At 39.9% G+C, this 14,670-nt stretch carries 13 protein-coding genes and 1 tRNA gene; 7 read left to right on the forward strand and 7 right to left on the reverse strand.

Annotated elements, in window-relative coordinates:
• Nucleotides 1–5: 5 nt before the first annotated feature.
• The 4 genes from frr to rpsB form a co-directional block, all read right to left on the reverse strand.
• The gene (frr, locus tag MJ761_RS09445) at nucleotides 6–563 is read right to left on the reverse strand and encodes a ribosome recycling factor (protein ID WP_093093358.1); all 558 of its coding nucleotides are present in this window, start codon (nucleotides 561–563) and stop codon (nucleotides 6–8) included.
• A gap of 131 nt (nucleotides 564–694) precedes the next feature.
• Entirely contained in the window at nucleotides 695–1,414 is a 720-nt protein-coding gene (pyrH, locus tag MJ761_RS09450) for a UMP kinase (RefSeq protein ID WP_037408108.1), read from the reverse strand.
• A gap of 171 nt (nucleotides 1,415–1,585) precedes the next feature.
• On the reverse strand, nucleotides 1,586–2,458 hold the full coding sequence (tsf, locus tag MJ761_RS09455; protein ID WP_093093360.1) for a translation elongation factor Ts: 873 nt from the start codon (nucleotides 2,456–2,458) through the stop codon (nucleotides 1,586–1,588).
• A gap of 111 nt (nucleotides 2,459–2,569) precedes the next feature.
• The gene (rpsB, locus tag MJ761_RS09460) at nucleotides 2,570–3,316 is read right to left on the reverse strand and encodes a 30S ribosomal protein S2 (protein WP_093093362.1); all 747 of its coding nucleotides are present in this window, start codon (nucleotides 3,314–3,316) and stop codon (nucleotides 2,570–2,572) included.
• A 217-nt stretch (nucleotides 3,317–3,533) separates the two neighbouring features.
• Between rpsB and MJ761_RS09465 the strand changes: the two genes are divergently transcribed.
• The 3 genes from MJ761_RS09465 to MJ761_RS11010 all read left to right on the forward strand — a co-directional run bounded on the left by MJ761_RS09465 (nucleotide 3,534) and on the right by MJ761_RS11010 (nucleotide 5,666).
• Nucleotides 3,534–4,148 (forward strand): 5-formyltetrahydrofolate cyclo-ligase, encoded by a 615-nt coding sequence (locus tag MJ761_RS09465; protein ID WP_093093364.1) that lies wholly within the window; start codon nucleotides 3,534–3,536, stop codon nucleotides 4,146–4,148.
• Nucleotides 4,149–4,746: 598 nt separating this feature from the next.
• A complete protein-coding gene (locus tag MJ761_RS09470; protein WP_093093366.1) occupies nucleotides 4,747–5,337 on the forward strand; it encodes a hypothetical protein in 591 nt (196 codons plus the stop codon).
• A 74-nt stretch (nucleotides 5,338–5,411) separates the two neighbouring features.
• Complete coding sequence (locus MJ761_RS11010; RefSeq protein WP_369796863.1) at nucleotides 5,412–5,666, forward strand: PAAR domain-containing protein; 255 nt, start codon at nucleotides 5,412–5,414, stop codon at nucleotides 5,664–5,666.
• Nucleotides 5,667–7,897: 2,231 nt separating this feature from the next.
• Here MJ761_RS11010 and nfsB read toward each other — a convergent pair.
• From nfsB to MJ761_RS09485, 3 genes are all read right to left on the reverse strand, one after another.
• The gene (gene nfsB / locus MJ761_RS09475; protein WP_093093370.1) at nucleotides 7,898–8,542 is read right to left on the reverse strand and encodes an oxygen-insensitive NAD(P)H nitroreductase; all 645 of its coding nucleotides are present in this window, start codon (nucleotides 8,540–8,542) and stop codon (nucleotides 7,898–7,900) included.
• A 325-nt stretch (nucleotides 8,543–8,867) separates the two neighbouring features.
• The gene (locus tag MJ761_RS09480) at nucleotides 8,868–9,800 is read right to left on the reverse strand and encodes a nuclease-related domain-containing protein (protein WP_093093372.1); all 933 of its coding nucleotides are present in this window, start codon (nucleotides 9,798–9,800) and stop codon (nucleotides 8,868–8,870) included.
• A 300-nt stretch (nucleotides 9,801–10,100) separates the two neighbouring features.
• A tRNA-Leu gene (locus MJ761_RS09485) sits at nucleotides 10,101–10,185 on the reverse strand.
• Between the two features lie 205 nt (nucleotides 10,186–10,390).
• On the opposite strand from MJ761_RS09485, the gene MJ761_RS09490 reads away from it, so the two are divergent.
• From MJ761_RS09490 to hisD, 4 genes are all read left to right on the forward strand, one after another.
• Nucleotides 10,391–11,038, forward strand: a complete 648-nt coding sequence (locus MJ761_RS09490) for an SCO family protein (RefSeq protein ID WP_093093374.1) — start codon at nucleotides 10,391–10,393, stop codon at nucleotides 11,036–11,038.
• A gap of 99 nt (nucleotides 11,039–11,137) precedes the next feature.
• On the forward strand, nucleotides 11,138–11,791 hold the full coding sequence (gene hisG / locus MJ761_RS09495) for an ATP phosphoribosyltransferase (protein WP_093093375.1): 654 nt from the start codon (nucleotides 11,138–11,140) through the stop codon (nucleotides 11,789–11,791).
• A 29-nt stretch (nucleotides 11,792–11,820) separates the two neighbouring features.
• Nucleotides 11,821–13,311, forward strand: coding sequence for an NYN domain-containing protein (locus MJ761_RS11015; protein ID WP_093093377.1), 1,491 nt, complete (start codon nucleotides 11,821–11,823; stop codon nucleotides 13,309–13,311).
• A gap of 48 nt (nucleotides 13,312–13,359) precedes the next feature.
• Nucleotides 13,360–14,649: a histidinol dehydrogenase gene (hisD, locus tag MJ761_RS09510; RefSeq protein ID WP_093093379.1), complete on the forward strand. Its 1,290-nt coding sequence runs from the start codon at nucleotides 13,360–13,362 to the stop codon at nucleotides 14,647–14,649.
• The last annotated feature ends 21 nt before the right edge of the window (nucleotides 14,650–14,670 follow it).

The raw sequence follows: 14,670 nt of genomic DNA on the forward strand, positions 1-14,670 counted from the left end.
AAGGTTTAGATTGCCATCAGGTCGGCCTCTTTGGTGGCCAGCATTTTATCAATTTCAGCAATGTATTTATCGGTAAGCTTCTGAATTGCCTCTTCGCCACGATGTGCTTCATCTTCACTGATTTCTTTGTCCTTAAGCAGGCGCTTGAGATCATTATTGGCATCACGACGGACATTGCGGACAACTACCCGGCCATCTTCAACTTCACCGCGAACTACTTTAATCAGATCTTTACGACGCTCTTCCGTGAGCATGGGCATTGGCACCCGAATTAGGTCTCCCATGGCTGCCGGATTCAGACCAAGATTGGAGTTGCGAATTGCTTTTTCAATAACGGCAGCCATTTTGCTTTCATAAGGTTTCACCCCTATGGTACGCGCGTCCAGTAAAGTTACGCTGGCAACCTGACTAACTGAAACCATGCTTCCGTAATATTCTACTTCAACCTGATCAAGTATCCCGGTATGAGCGCGACCCGTGCGGACTTTGGACAGATTATCGCGCAATACCTCAAGGGATTTCTGCATTTTGGTTTCAGCGGTGTGTTGAATTTCGTTAATCATGAGCATTCCTGTCTGAACTGGTTGCATCTATTTCAATTTTTTCAAAATTTCTGCTACCAGAAAATGGCAAACGCGCATACTAACGCAGTTATACGCGTTACCACAAGTTTAGTTAAGCATTCTGGTAAGTTTTATACGTGGACTAATGTACCTTCATCCTCGCCCATAATGACATTTTTCAGTGCACCTGATTTAAATATACCAAATACTACGATATTTAATTTCTGCTCCCGGCATAAGGCAAATGCAGTAGCATCCATCACTTTCAGGTTCTGACTAATCGCATCATCAAAGGTGATCTCCTGATAGCGTCTGGCTTCAGGGTCGACCTTGGGGTCGGCAGTATACACACCATCTACGTTGGTTGCTTTTAACATAATATCACAATTCATTTCTACACCGCGCAGGCTGGCTGCTGTATCCGTGGTGAAAAATGGGTTACCGGTTCCCGCGGCAAAAATCACCACCTTACCTTCTTCCAAATACTGAATGGCTTTGGGACGGGCATAGGTTTCTGCCACCTGCTGCATACTCAGTGCAGACTGAACGCGTGCTTTAACGTGCTGGCTTTCAAACGCCTCTTTCAATGCCAGTGCATTCATCACGGTTGCCATCATACCCATGTAATCGGCTGTGGCACGCTCCATGCCTTTGGCTGACTGTGCCATACCACGAAAGATGTTACCACCACCAATAACAATAGCCACTTCTACGCCCATATCGACCACTTCCTTGACCTGTGCGGTGATTTGCATAATGGTATCACGATTGATACCGAAAGCATCAGGACCCATCAGGGATTCACCGGATAGTTTCAATAATACACGCTTGTATTTAGCTGGTTTAGTCATGATCATTCTTTCTGTCAGTTTGCCATTAAATAGTTAACAGCTAGCACTATAATTTTCAAAGGATAAGGGAACTTTTATTTCAGCTATCTCAATCAGAGATAAACAGATAACTCAAAAAAAAGCACCCTGATTCAGGATTCTGAATCCAGAGTGCCCATGGCATTAATGGCCTTATACTTTAGAAGCAGCAGCCACTTCGGCAGCGTAATCTACTTCTTTTTTCTCAATACCTTCGCCAACGTGGAAAGCAACAAAACGGTTTATTTCAGCATTCTGCTCTTTCAGGAATTTTTCTACAGTCTGATCAGGGTTGATAACAAACTGCTGTCCCAGCAGGGTTACTTCCGCCAAGAACTTCTGCACGCGACCTTCTACCATTTTTTCAATGATATTTGCCGGTTTACCGGAGGCAGCAGCCTGCTCTTCATAGATGTGGCGTTCTTTAGCTACAACTTCTGGATCTACTTCAGCAGCAGAAACGCATTGTGGCTTGGAAGCAGCAATATGCATCGCTACCTGACGGATAGCCTGAGTATCGCCACCTTTATGTTCAACCAACACGCCGATTTTGGTACCGTGCATATAAGTAACCAGACTATTGTCGGTTTCAATGCGTTCGAAACGACGGACAGTGATATTTTCACCCAGTTTGGCAATAACGGCTTTACGTGCTTCTTCAATAGTTACGCCATCATCAGTTTTGGCTTCAGACAGAGCTTCCAGAGTAGCAGGGTTGTGTACGGCTACGGCTTTGGCCACAGCCTGAGCAAATGCCATAAAGCTGGCATCTTTGGCTACGAAGTCTGTTTCACAGTTAATTTCGGCAACAGCTCCTACTTTGCCATCTACGTATTCGGCAACTACACCTTCTGCCGCAGTACGGCCGGCCAGTTTACCAGCTTTGGCACCGGATTTGATGCGCAGAATTTCTTCTGCTTTTTCCATGTTACCTTCGGCTTCTACCAGTGCTTTTTTGCACTCCATCATGCCCAAACCGGTAGCAGCACGCAAATCACCTACCATTTTTGCAGTAATTGCAGCCATGTTTTACTCCTTAAACTTGATTATGCTCAGCCGAATGGATATCTGGCTGAAAATTGTTCAAAAAAAGGGGCACTAACGTCCCCTTCTTTTACAAAGATGCGAGATAACTGATTATTCAGCAGCAGCAGTCTGTTTTTCTTCAGCAGCCTGTGCAGCCTGAACCACTTCTTGTAAAGACTGGGCTTTACCTTCCAAAATGGCATCAGCAATACCACGACAATACAGACGGATTGCCTTGGCAGAGTCATCATTACCCGGAATCACATATTTAACATCATCAGGGCTGTTGTTGGTATCAACGACAGCAATAACCGGAATACCCAGTTTAGCTGCCTCTACCAGTGTGCCTTTCTGATAGCCGGTATCAATAACAAAAATCGCATCCGGCAAGCCTTTCATGTCTTTGATACCACCTAAAGAACGTTCCAGCTTGGCCACTTCGCGCTGCATTTCCAGCACTTCTTTTTTACCGTAACCGGCTTCTGTGGCATTTTCCAGCGCAGCAGTTTTTTCTTCCAGACGTTTGATAGACTGTTTTACGGTTTTGTAGTTGGTAAGCATACCGCCCAGCCAGCGGTGATCTACGTAAGGCGCACCAGCACGGGTAGCTTCTTCCTTAACGATATCACGAGCCTGACGTTTGGTACCTACAAACAGAACAGTACCTTTGTTGGCAGCCAGACGGCGCACAACATCCTGCGCTTCTACAAATAGTGGCAGGGTTTTTTCCAGATTAATGATATGAATTTTGTTACGCGAACCGAAAATATACTCAGCCATTTTCGGGTTCCAGTAACGGGTCTGATGACCAAAGTGTACGCCGGCTTCCAGCATCTGGCGCATGGTAATTTGTGACATAATTCGATCCTTAAAGGGTTAAAGCCTGACACCGCCACGCATAGAACTCTGCAATAGAGCACCCTTTCGCGTACGATGCGAGCGTTACTAAATTTTTTACTAAGGTAAAACCATGGAATAATACAGGAAAAAGTACATTTTCACAAGTACAGCAATTCACACTCCCTTGACGAGTTCCGACTAAAACCATTGTATATAAATTTGTTAGTTTAAATTCATGTCTACTCACACCGATAAACAACAATTACGGCACCTGCTGCGCCAACGCAGGAAAGCATTAAGTAAAAAGACGCGTCGATTAGCTACAAAGAAAATCAACCGCCTCTTATATCCATTTATCCGTCGCCAGAAACGCATAGCTGTATACTGGGCTGTTGGTAGTGAATTATCTTTATGGTCATTAATAGTAACGGCTCAGAAACGCGGTGCACAGGTATATTTACCTTATATTGAACCTAAAAAACGCCAGTTATGGTTTACACCCTGCCCTCGTTTGCCTCGCCATCATGCTACTGTTCGTTACCTGAATCTGCTTCAGCAGCATACCGGCAAGCATAAAATACCGCAGTTTAATGGCCGAAAAATTCGGGCACGCTATTTGCATACTCTGCTGGTACCGTTACTTGGTATCGATCATCTGGGTAATCGACTTGGGCAAGGAGGGGGTTATTATGATGCAACACTGGCAAAATCTTGTCAGCGTCAGCCTTTATTAGTAGGTGTTGGCTTTAGCTGTCAGCAAGTGAATATAATCCAATCAGAAAATCATGATATTAATATACCCATATTTGTCAGTGAATATGGCTACCAATACTTGGGCGGAAAGCATTAATAATATTCACCCATCAACAAGTATTACAGCGAAATAGACTTATGTTTATATGTAATATAAATTTTCTGAATACTATTGAAGAATACTAATTTTTAAAATCACTATATGGCAATAAGGCTAGGAAATTTTATGCAAAATGTATCTGGTAAAAATAATGCACTAAAACTAGCTAAAATACTAAAATGAAGCACATTAAAGGTGACTAAGATGGTCAAAAAATTGATATTTACAGTCACAATAAGTTTATTAGCAATATATCTATCAGGCGTAATTATAACTGAATCAATCAAGCCATTAGATATTGCCCAAAGCCTTAAAGTTAGGGCAATGGGGATTAGCCCCAATGTTCCTTTTTATAAAACAACCTGATACGAAGTTGGGCATATTTTTCAGCCGCTCCATAACTACCCTGAGTATGCTCCTATTACGCTTGAACAAGCTGAGAATGCTCCATATCGTCGAAATTCACCCACAACTGAAATCAAAATCACCACTGTAGGTGATAATTATCAGATAAAAGAGCGTTGGAATTATCGGCGTAAACCGCAATATATTCTACTTAATGAAGAGCAGCTCGTTAGTTTAAAATCGATTGAAAATGGTAACCACTTTTTTTGTATTAGATGACAATTTACGCCTACAACCTGTCACTATAGAAGAAGCAATTATGTTGCCCAATTATATTAAAGTAGTCAAAGAAATGGGGAAAATTATCTCCATAGAGAAAAAACCATTAGTATCAATATTTAAACAAGAATATCAATACCGGGCACTGAGTGGCGAAAGGCAATTTTTTAAGAAAATACATTATAGTATTGATAAAAAGTCAATATTCAGTTCTCTATTTTCTGAATATAATGAAAATGGAAAAGTTTTATATTATATAACTAGAGATGCAAAAGATAATGTAATTAGTAAAGAAACAATTAGTCCCGAAGGAAGCAAATACTATTCTGAAACCACTTTATTTAATGCACAAGGTGAAAAAACAAATATTATTTATAATGCAATTAATGGTAAAAATAAAAATGAACATCTTGATCAAAATGGTAATATCCTTGAAGTGACTTACGAAAATGACCAATTCATTGGTTCTCCTGATTTTGAGGAAGATGAACGTTATCAAACTCTCAAGATTGATAGCAGTAAAAAGTACAATATAGTAGATAATTTAGATCCAGAAACATAAGTCATTGTTAGTCTTCATTTGATTTTTAATTATAAGTTATAAACCTAAACAGGAATAAACCAATAAAAGGCATAATAAGTTTAGGCGATTCAACCAACTACGGCGGTAAAGTGATATCTGCCTCAACAAAGATTAGCGTGTTTAATAAAGGTGTAGCTGGTATTGGAGATAAGGTGCAATGCCTCGTTAAGAATCATGAGGTTAATCCTATCATTGATGGTGATTCCCAGTTTTCCGGTTACGGGAAACCGGCTGCCTTTCATGGGCACAAAACAGCATGTGATTGCGGATTAATATCCTCCTTATCTAATTTTGGTATAAACAGTTAATAGCTATTGGTTTATGTTTATTACCTTAGCCTATCACATTTAAAAGGACTTTCCCTGCTATTTTGGGGCGTGGCTTTGTTGGTATTTGCAATTACTGGGTTAATTTCTGCCTTTTTTATACAGCTCACTACCTATATGACATGCAAAATATGTACGGATTGATGTTGCTGTATCAGGCATCAGTTGGTTTGTTGCATTCTGTTTTAATCTACGCCAAGACAAAAGATTAAATACTGAGATATAGCTATATTTGTACCGATCCCTCTAACCGTGTACAGCAAATAGTCTGGAAATGCCTAATTACATGCATAGAATTTGGACGCGAAAAAAAAGGAATAGCAATATATATAATACTAAACAATATTGTTTAGTATTATGGTGAAAAATTAGATACTGTTTATTTATGGTGACGACTATATAAAAGATAAAAGTGCCGCTTATTTCAAAGGCACTAACCCTGAAAGATTTAATGAAGTTTTTGATAATAAAGGATATGATGATAAGTTTTATTATTTTGGCGCAACTGGCGATGCGCTTGATGTAAAAATATCATCATTAACAACAACAAAGATTGAACTTGATTAAGGATAACTTAATCAAGTTAAAATCGGTTGATTGAATTTAGGCAAATCCTATCCTGCAGATAGTTAGACAGGATAGAAATGATCTTATTTACTGAAAAACACTTTGGCTGTTTTGCGAACTACTATCCAACCCATTACACATAAGACAAGAAAACATAATATAACATCAGTTATTCCAAAAGCTATCGTTCTCAATTGTGTAAAAGGTTCATCGAGTCTTTCTACTAACTGCACTAAATATAAATTGATAACGGCAATAATTGCAACTAATGTAAACGTCAGAATAAAAGCAATGGCAGAGCTGAAAATCAAAGTTTTTACCCGCAATTTATCACTAACATCAGTAAATTGTTTACGTAAGGCAAAATAGCCAATCACTTTAGCAATAAGTAAAAAATCAAATTACAAGCTATAATCTTAATATCGTGTTCCAATGGCACTGTTATTCCTGTAAAACCAGAAAAGAACAAGGCAATGGCTACAATGGTTAGATAATAGAAATTAAATAATAAGATAAATAACGATAAATGGACTTTTTGGCTATATTCTGGGGATAATATAGTTATAGATGGTTCTGTTATAAAAAAAAGAACGCAATAATTTTACCCCTAAACAGATCAATATGATTATCCAGATATCACAAATCAGTCCAAATGTTTTTATATATAAGTAGCCAGAATCATAATAAAAATATCGCTCCGCTAGAATCAATTCGAAAAAAGAATACCAAAATTCCACAAGCTGATGTTCGAATATCATTCGATAACTATTGATACCTATTGTTATCAAAAACATGATTAGGGTTATACAAAGCAGATTCTTGTTATTATCTATATAAATCAAATATTTGTTCAACACTATTGCTGAAATAATAAAAGTTAAAATCAGGTTTGCTAACTGTTTAAAAGTATTGGGCAAAACTATACGAGTAGTTAATGATACAAAAGAGCCAAGCGGAATATTAAACTTTGATTCTCCATAATTAAAATTTGTATTATCGATAAACAGTTCACGCTCAACCAAAAAAGGTATCAAATAATCAATAAAACAGCACAAAAAAGAATGGTAATTAAAAAAAGTGTTTCATGTATTTTTCTTCCTGAAATACTTTGGTGGTTGCTTATTTATGCAAACAATCAAGATTAATTTGGAACTTTACTGAAAACAAATTATTTTATTGAGCTAATGAATAATAATACTATATGTTATTGTGAATCTGATGCCTGAATATTTGATATATAGAAATCGGGAGTCTGATTTTTGAAACCTATTTTTAAGGGAATTTCACTTTTACATCTAGTATTGAGACTGGGCTATTCAGTTTATGGATTATTAAATTTATTCAATTTAATACTGCTATATCCTTCATTCAGGCAATCGTGTATTACTTGTTTTAATTAAAACTCTGTAACAAAGTTTAGTTACCTTTTTATATTATGATTTGTTATATCAAAATCGCCAGACTGATACAATTTAAGATTATATGGAATCTATTCGGTTATATGCTCCATCAGCACCAAATTAATCATTTAAACATATAAGCACATCAATATTATTAGTTTTGCTACTGCTAATCACGCATGGCTTACATTAAAATAGATTCTTTTAATATTTAAAAGAATCTATTTTATAAGGTCAGAAAATAATCTATATCCGGGTAAATATCTGTTCGTTCGGCAGGCGCGATTTCGGACGACTGGCATTGCTGTCATTAGCCGCACGATAACCCAGACTGACAACCAGAATACTTTTTAATCCTTGTTGTTTTAATTCTAAAATATCATCCATTTTTTCATCATCAAACCCTTCGATTGCTGTTGAATCGATACCAATGGCAGCAGCAGCGAATAATAGCTGTCCCAGTACGATATATAACTGTTTACTTTCCCATTCGAGCTGAGCTTGTGGCGTAGTGCTGTTTTTATTTACGAAGAAATGGCGACCTTTATCCATCATTTCCTTGATTTCGCCTTCTCCAAAACGGCCGTCTTTTTCCTCCTGAGCTAGCACTGTTTGTAAATGCTGTTCATCCAGCGGTGTTTTGGCACAAAATATCAGGGTATGAGAAGAATCGGCTACACGGGGATGATTCAATTCCATTATTGCCGGCATGATTCTGGTTCGCGCCGCATCATTGTCTACTACAAAGAAATGCCATGGCTGCGAATTAACTGAAGAAGGACTATTTCTGATTACTTCGAATAATTGCACTAATTGCTCAGCCGGAATTTTCCGAGTTTTATCATAATGCTTGGTGGTATAACGCTGTCTGGAAATATCAGCAATGTTCATAATTGGATTCCTGTTATTATCTGTAATCTTTATACAACAATTTAGTTGGTTGAGTTTATATAGGAAGAATATTTATGGCAGTTCGTGAGTATGGTTACTCGCGAAAATAAAGTTATGCCACGGTGTATTTCCGGTATAAATTCAATAACCGTCAAGTTATATCTGATGATTATAGTATTGCATTTTAATAACTTTTTTTACCAGTATCTATTGTGTAAAAAAATATTGGCTTTAATTTTTTTTTGTTATCAGCGCTTGATATCAATTATTTGCATGATTGATAAGGCGTTCCAAACAAGGATACAGAAATCCGTGAGTAATGAATCTATTGCTGTTGCTGTTTGATTTTTTGCTGACATTGATAACAATAAGCTTTACCACCAAATATGTTTTTATGATTCCAGCAATAGTAGGCAGCGCTGGCCGTAATATGTTTATGACAGGAAATACAGAAGTAATGGCTGGCTGTTTTACTTGGATTTTCAGTCTGTATTTGTGATTCGGTAGCTGGCTGCTCAATTTTTCTGGCTAAATGATTCAGGCCGAAATAGCCCAGCCAGTCATATTGTGCCGGTCGATGCTGCTGTACGAGCTGACGGGCAAATTTTTGCAGGCTGGCTCGCGATACGGTACGGATAAAACTGAATATACCTAGGTGTTTGCTTAACTGGTGCACTTTTGTTTTCAGCTGCTCATTTTTAATAACTCTGTCCAGCTCAGGCACAGAAATTTTAGGCCGCCGGATATAGGCCTCATTGGAAACCAGTATCAGACTGTGTATTGTTGGCTGTAACTGCCAGCCGAAACGGCTGGGCAGTTGAATCTGATTTGTCTGCAACAGTTTGTTCAGTATACTGATATGGCGCTGGTTCTGCTCCAGTGGCGAAGGTATACCCTGTCCTTTGCCTTTATACATACGCGAAAATTCGCCCTGTTCATTGATAATCAGACCGCCTGCAATTCTTTTGCTTTCACACACAAATATTTGTAGTTGGCGGTTAATCAATATATGGTCTATTTGTGCCACTTTGCTTTGATATTGCAACCTTAAATCGTGGATGATTACCCAGTCTGGGTGATTACCAAAATGAAATTGCAGCTGATAGGCTGATTCTGCTTCACCTTTAATACCGGCACGAATTAAGCGTATTTTCTGCTCAATATTCTGCCGTACTTGCTGCGTTAAATCAGGCACCTGTAGTAACTGCTCCAGTACCTCTAAATCTTTTGTTTTGCTATCAACTTGTTTAATAATCATTTTTTCAGTCAATTTTATTAATTCGTCTTAAAAATTGTTCTGTTAGACCAGTCTGTTACTGTATTTTTGGGTAAAAATTAATATGTGTATAATAAATATGGTACATTTATTATAGTCAATATCTGTAATTTGCAAAATCTGCCATTAAATCTGTGTTGTAGAGGCTGCGCCTGACCACCGATTTCTGCCTGTTTCAGGTATATCTGATCAGTAATCAGACTTGTCATTCATTATACGGAGGACAACGAATGTAGATAACAGGCGAAAAAAAACCGCTGTTATCAGCGGTTTTCCAAAATCTGGTGCCCAGGGACGGACTCGAACCGTCACACCTTGCGGCGGGGGATTTTGAGTCCCCTGCGTCTACCAATTTCGCCACCTGGGCTAGCGAAGAAGTCGGCATTATAACGGATTTTTCAAGGTTGTAAAGAACTTTTTTGCGATAAGAAAATTTTTTAATTATTTTTGATTAAAATATTGATTTTATATTTGGATTTTTTTATATTTCACTTATTAACTTAGAATTAAAAATCTGTATCGTATTTTTATCTGAAGATTATAAGGTACAACTTTTGTATTATTAATAAACTATGCTTAAAATCCAATTTTTTCTGGCTGTGATGATATCTGTGCTGATGCTGAGTTCATGCCAGCATCAGCCAGAGGCATCTACAGCACAGGCGGCAAGTACAGATGCTGTTGAGCCAAAACATTTCCGTTTTGAAGGCAGCGATGTACGAGATGCGGGTCTTGGTGGCAAAGATTTTTCTTTGCTGGGTGCAAATCAGAAAACTGTGCATTTGCGTGATTTTCAGGGTAAGGTGGTGGTGCTGGTATTTGGCTATACTCATTGCCCTGATGTATGCCCTACTAATCTGCTTACCTATGCAGATGCAATAAATCAACTAGGGGAAAAAGCGAAGCAGGTACAAGTATTATTTATTACTGTAGATCCCCAGCGCGATACGCCGGAAGTTATGAGTGCTTATGCTTCCGCATTTAATCCGGATTTTATTGGTTTAACAGTAGACAAACAGCACTTCGGGGAGCTTAATAATGTTATTGATCAATATAAAATCGCTGTACATAAAGTAGCCGGCAGGAGCGCAGATGAATATTTAGTTGACCACAGCACAGGCACTTATTTGCTGGATAAACAGGGACATACCGTGGTTTATGAACCACACAGTCAGACGGCTACTCAATTGACCCATGACATAAAACAATTGTTAGATTAAAATTATCTAATTAATATTTTTATATTTTGTGCAAATTTATTTTTACGCAATAATAAATTTATAGCTAAAAAATTTTGCTTTTCCACTATACTGATAAAAATGACAGCCCAACTAACTATAGCATTATCCAAAGGTCGAATTTATGAAGAAACTTTGCCATTACTGGCAGCAGCGGGAATTACTGCGATCGAAGACCCGGTTCAGTCCCGTAAACTGATTATTAATACTAATCATGAAAATATCCGTTTAATTATTGTCCGAGCTACAGATGTGCCTACATATGTGCAATATGGTGCGGCCGATTTTGGAATTGCAGGAAAAGATGTTTTAATTGAACATGATGGAAACGGATTATATCAGCCTTTAGATTTAAATATTGCCCGATGCCGGATGATGGTGGCGGTACGCAAGGGTTTTGATTATGTGGCAGCTTCTCAGCCTGGGTGCCGTTTACGGGTAGCCAGTAAATACCCGAATATTGCAGCAGAGCATTTTGCCGGTAAAGGTGTGCATGTTGATTTGATTAAACTGTATGGTTCGATGGAGCTGGCTCCACTGGTAGGATTGGCCGATGCAATCGTCGATCTGGTTTCTACCGGTAATACATTACAGGCAAATAATCTGCACGCGGTAGAACATGTGGTGGATATTTCCAGCCAGCTGGTGGTAAACAAGGCAGCTTTAAAGCTGAAATATGCAGCCATACAACCCATTATTGATGTTTTTGCTCATGCAAGAAATCAAGAAATTTAAACTTTTTATATGTAATAGGAATTCTTAAGATGACTACAGAAAATTCAGCCAAACTCGCGGTACTTATTGATGCAGATAATACTTCTGCTACCACTGTTGAGTCTTTACTGGAAGAAATTGCGAAATATGGCATTGCCAGTGTTAAACGTATTTATGGTGATTGGAGCAGTGGTTTATCCAAATGGAAAGATGCGCTGCTACCACATGCAATTACGCCTGTTCAGCAGTTCGCCTATACAAAAGGAAAAAATGCTACTGACATGGCTATGGTCATTGATGCGATGGATTTATTGTATAGTAATACTTTTGATGGTTTCTGTATTGTCTCCAGCGACAGTGACTTTACCCGTCTGGCTTCTCGTATCCGCGAAAATGGTCTGACTGTTTATGGATTTGGACAGAAAAAAACACCAGAATCATTCCGCAAAGCTTGTGACAAATTTATTTATACTGAAAATCTGCTCAGCCATACTGCGGTAGAAATTGGTGAAGACAAAATTCAGACACCCATTTTCCGTAATAAACGCAAAACACCGGCAGAACTGAAACAGGATACTGCGCTGATAAATCTGTTCCGGAATGCGGTGAAGGAACATGCTGATGATGAGGGCTGGACATCACTGGGAGTTGTTGGCCAATATATCAATAAGGTGAATTCTGATTTTGATGCGCGCAATTATGGCTATACCAAACTTTCCTATTTGATTAATGCCATCGATATTTTTGAAACTCAGATGCATGGTAATCATTTATGGCTGCGTCTGAAAAAACGCAATAACAATCTTGCACCCAAAACAGAAAATAAGCTTTATGCACCGGTTAATGAACAGGCGGCTTTCCAGCAGCAGAACAATGATGCACCGCTGGTAATTACCATTCCGGCTGTTAATACGGCAATGCCGACAGAAAAGGTTAGCGTAACTATTGAGCCGGAAGAGAAAAAGAAAGATAAAGAACCGGTACTGGTACAAATTGAAACTCAGAGCTCGGAATTTACCAGCTATGATAAAACCCGGCAAGAACAAACCAAGCGCGGCCGTGGTCGCCCACGCAAAATTGTATTTGAGTCTGCTGTAACTCCGGCGGAAAAAAGCCGTGGTCGTGGTCGTCCGCCTAAATCTACTTTCAATACCCGTTCAACCAAGTCTGGCCGTTCTGGTAATGAAACTTCCAGCCGGCATTACTGGAATCGTCTGGTGCCACTGGTGCAGAAAGCTATTGAACGCACTTGTGATATCGAAGGCTGGGCAACAGTCAGCTCAGTTGCCCGTGAGCTGGTAACCGGCGATGGTGGCTTCAATGCCAGAGATTATGGCTTTGATAGTGCAAATAATGCGATTGCAGCCATCAGCAGTGAATGGGTAGACAGCCGCAAGGCTGGCCGTGGTTTGCGGGTGCGGGTAGTTAAACCTTACGATGTTGAAGTAGATGGTAATACTATTCCGGCACATGAATTAGCGGCCAAATCAATAGCACCGGTTATTGATGACGATGATGATAATTTTGGTAACAATCTTTAATTGATAATATTTGGATCGGGCGGCTTAGGCTGCCCGAAATACAAAGGTATGAAATATATTTCTACGCAGGATGCTGATTTTAAGACTCAGTTAGCTGCATTACAGGCGTTTGAAACCGCGCAGGATCCACAGGTAGATGCTGCGGTAGCTGCTATCTGTGCAGATGTACAGCAACGTGGTGATGATGCTGTAATCGAATACACCAATCGCTTTGACCATACGCAGGCTCAATCTATGGCTGAGCTGACTTTAAGTCAGGCTGATCTGGTTGCAGCATTCGCCCGCTTGCCGAAAAACGTACAGACAGCACTGCAAACGGCAGCCAGACGGATTGAAAGCTATCATCAGCACCAGAAACAGCAGTCCTGGCAGTATGAGGATGAAAACGGTACGCTACTGGGACAGCAAATTACTGCTCTGGATCGGGTGGGTATTTATGTTCCCGGTGGCAAGGCCGCCTATCCGAGCTCGGTAATGATGAATGCCATGCCCGCACATGTGGCTGGTGTGGCTGAAATTGTGATGGTTGTACCCATGCCTTATGGAGAACGCAATGATATCGTTCTGGCTGCGGCCTATGTTGCTGGGGTAACACAGGTATTTACCATTGGCGGTGCACAGGCTGTAGCAGCACTGGCTTACGGTACACAGAGTATTGCTCAGGTTGATAAGATTACCGGACCGGGCAATGCTTATGTTGCCGCCGCCAAACGGCGTGTATTTGGTGTGGTGGGTATCGATATGGTAGCCGGCCCAAGTGAAATTCTGGTTATTGCCGACGGCACTACTCCGGCTAAATGGGTGGCGATGGATTTATTCAGTCAGGCAGAACACGATGAAATTGCTCAGGCGATTCTGATTACTACTAATGCAGACTATGCGCGCGAAGTAGAGGCACAGATGCAGGCATTATTGGCACAGATGCCACGCAAAGATATCATTGAGGCGTCACTGACTAATCGCGGAGCCATTATTCAGGTACGGAATCTGGATGAAGCCTGTGAGATTGCTAATTATCTGGCATCTGAGCATCTGGAACTATCAGTAGCCAACCCGCAAAACTGGGCTCCGAAAATTCGCCACGCAGGTGCTATTTTTATGGGGCAGTATACCAGTGAAAGTCTGGGGGATTACTGTGCCGGCCCTAATCATGTCTTGCCAACCAGCCGTACTGCCCGTTTTGCTTCTCCGCTGGGTGTATATGATTTTCAAAAGCGCAGCAGTCTGATTCAGGTGTCGGCGCAGGGAGCCAGAGAGTTAGGCCAGATTGCCAGTATTCTGGCACATGGTGAAGGGCTGACAGCACATGCCCGCGCAGCGGAATTACGTATGGAATAAATTATTACTAAAGATTATTAA

Origin of the sequence: Snodgrassella communis (assembly GCF_914768045.1) — a bacterium.
GTDB lineage: Bacteria > Pseudomonadota > Gammaproteobacteria > Burkholderiales > Neisseriaceae > Snodgrassella > Snodgrassella communis.

Coding starts and splice junctions, on each gene's coding strand:
- nfsB (WP_093093370.1), bottom strand. CDS start 8,542: ATGAACATTGCTGATATTTCCAGACAGCGTTATACCACCAAGCATTAT.
- tsf (WP_093093360.1), bottom strand. CDS start 2,458: ATGGCTGCAATTACTGCAAAAATGGTAGGTGATTTGCGTGCTGCTACC.
- MJ761_RS09490 (WP_093093374.1), top strand. CDS start 10,391: ATGCTTAAAATCCAATTTTTTCTGGCTGTGATGATATCTGTGCTGATG.
- pyrH (WP_037408108.1), bottom strand. CDS start 1,414: ATGACTAAACCAGCTAAATACAAGCGTGTATTATTGAAACTATCCGGT.
- frr (WP_093093358.1), bottom strand. CDS start 563: ATGATTAACGAAATTCAACACACCGCTGAAACCAAAATGCAGAAATCC.
- MJ761_RS09480 (WP_093093372.1), bottom strand. CDS start 9,800: ATGATTATTAAACAAGTTGATAGCAAAACAAAAGATTTAGAGGTACTG.
- MJ761_RS11015 (WP_093093377.1), top strand. CDS start 11,821: ATGACTACAGAAAATTCAGCCAAACTCGCGGTACTTATTGATGCAGAT.
- MJ761_RS09465 (WP_093093364.1), top strand. CDS start 3,534: ATGTCTACTCACACCGATAAACAACAATTACGGCACCTGCTGCGCCAA.
- rpsB (WP_093093362.1), bottom strand. CDS start 3,316: ATGTCACAAATTACCATGCGCCAGATGCTGGAAGCCGGCGTACACTTT.
- hisD (WP_093093379.1), top strand. CDS start 13,360: ATGAAATATATTTCTACGCAGGATGCTGATTTTAAGACTCAGTTAGCT.
- hisG (WP_093093375.1), top strand. CDS start 11,138: ATGACAGCCCAACTAACTATAGCATTATCCAAAGGTCGAATTTATGAA.
- MJ761_RS09470 (WP_093093366.1), top strand. CDS start 4,747: ATGGTAACCACTTTTTTTGTATTAGATGACAATTTACGCCTACAACCT.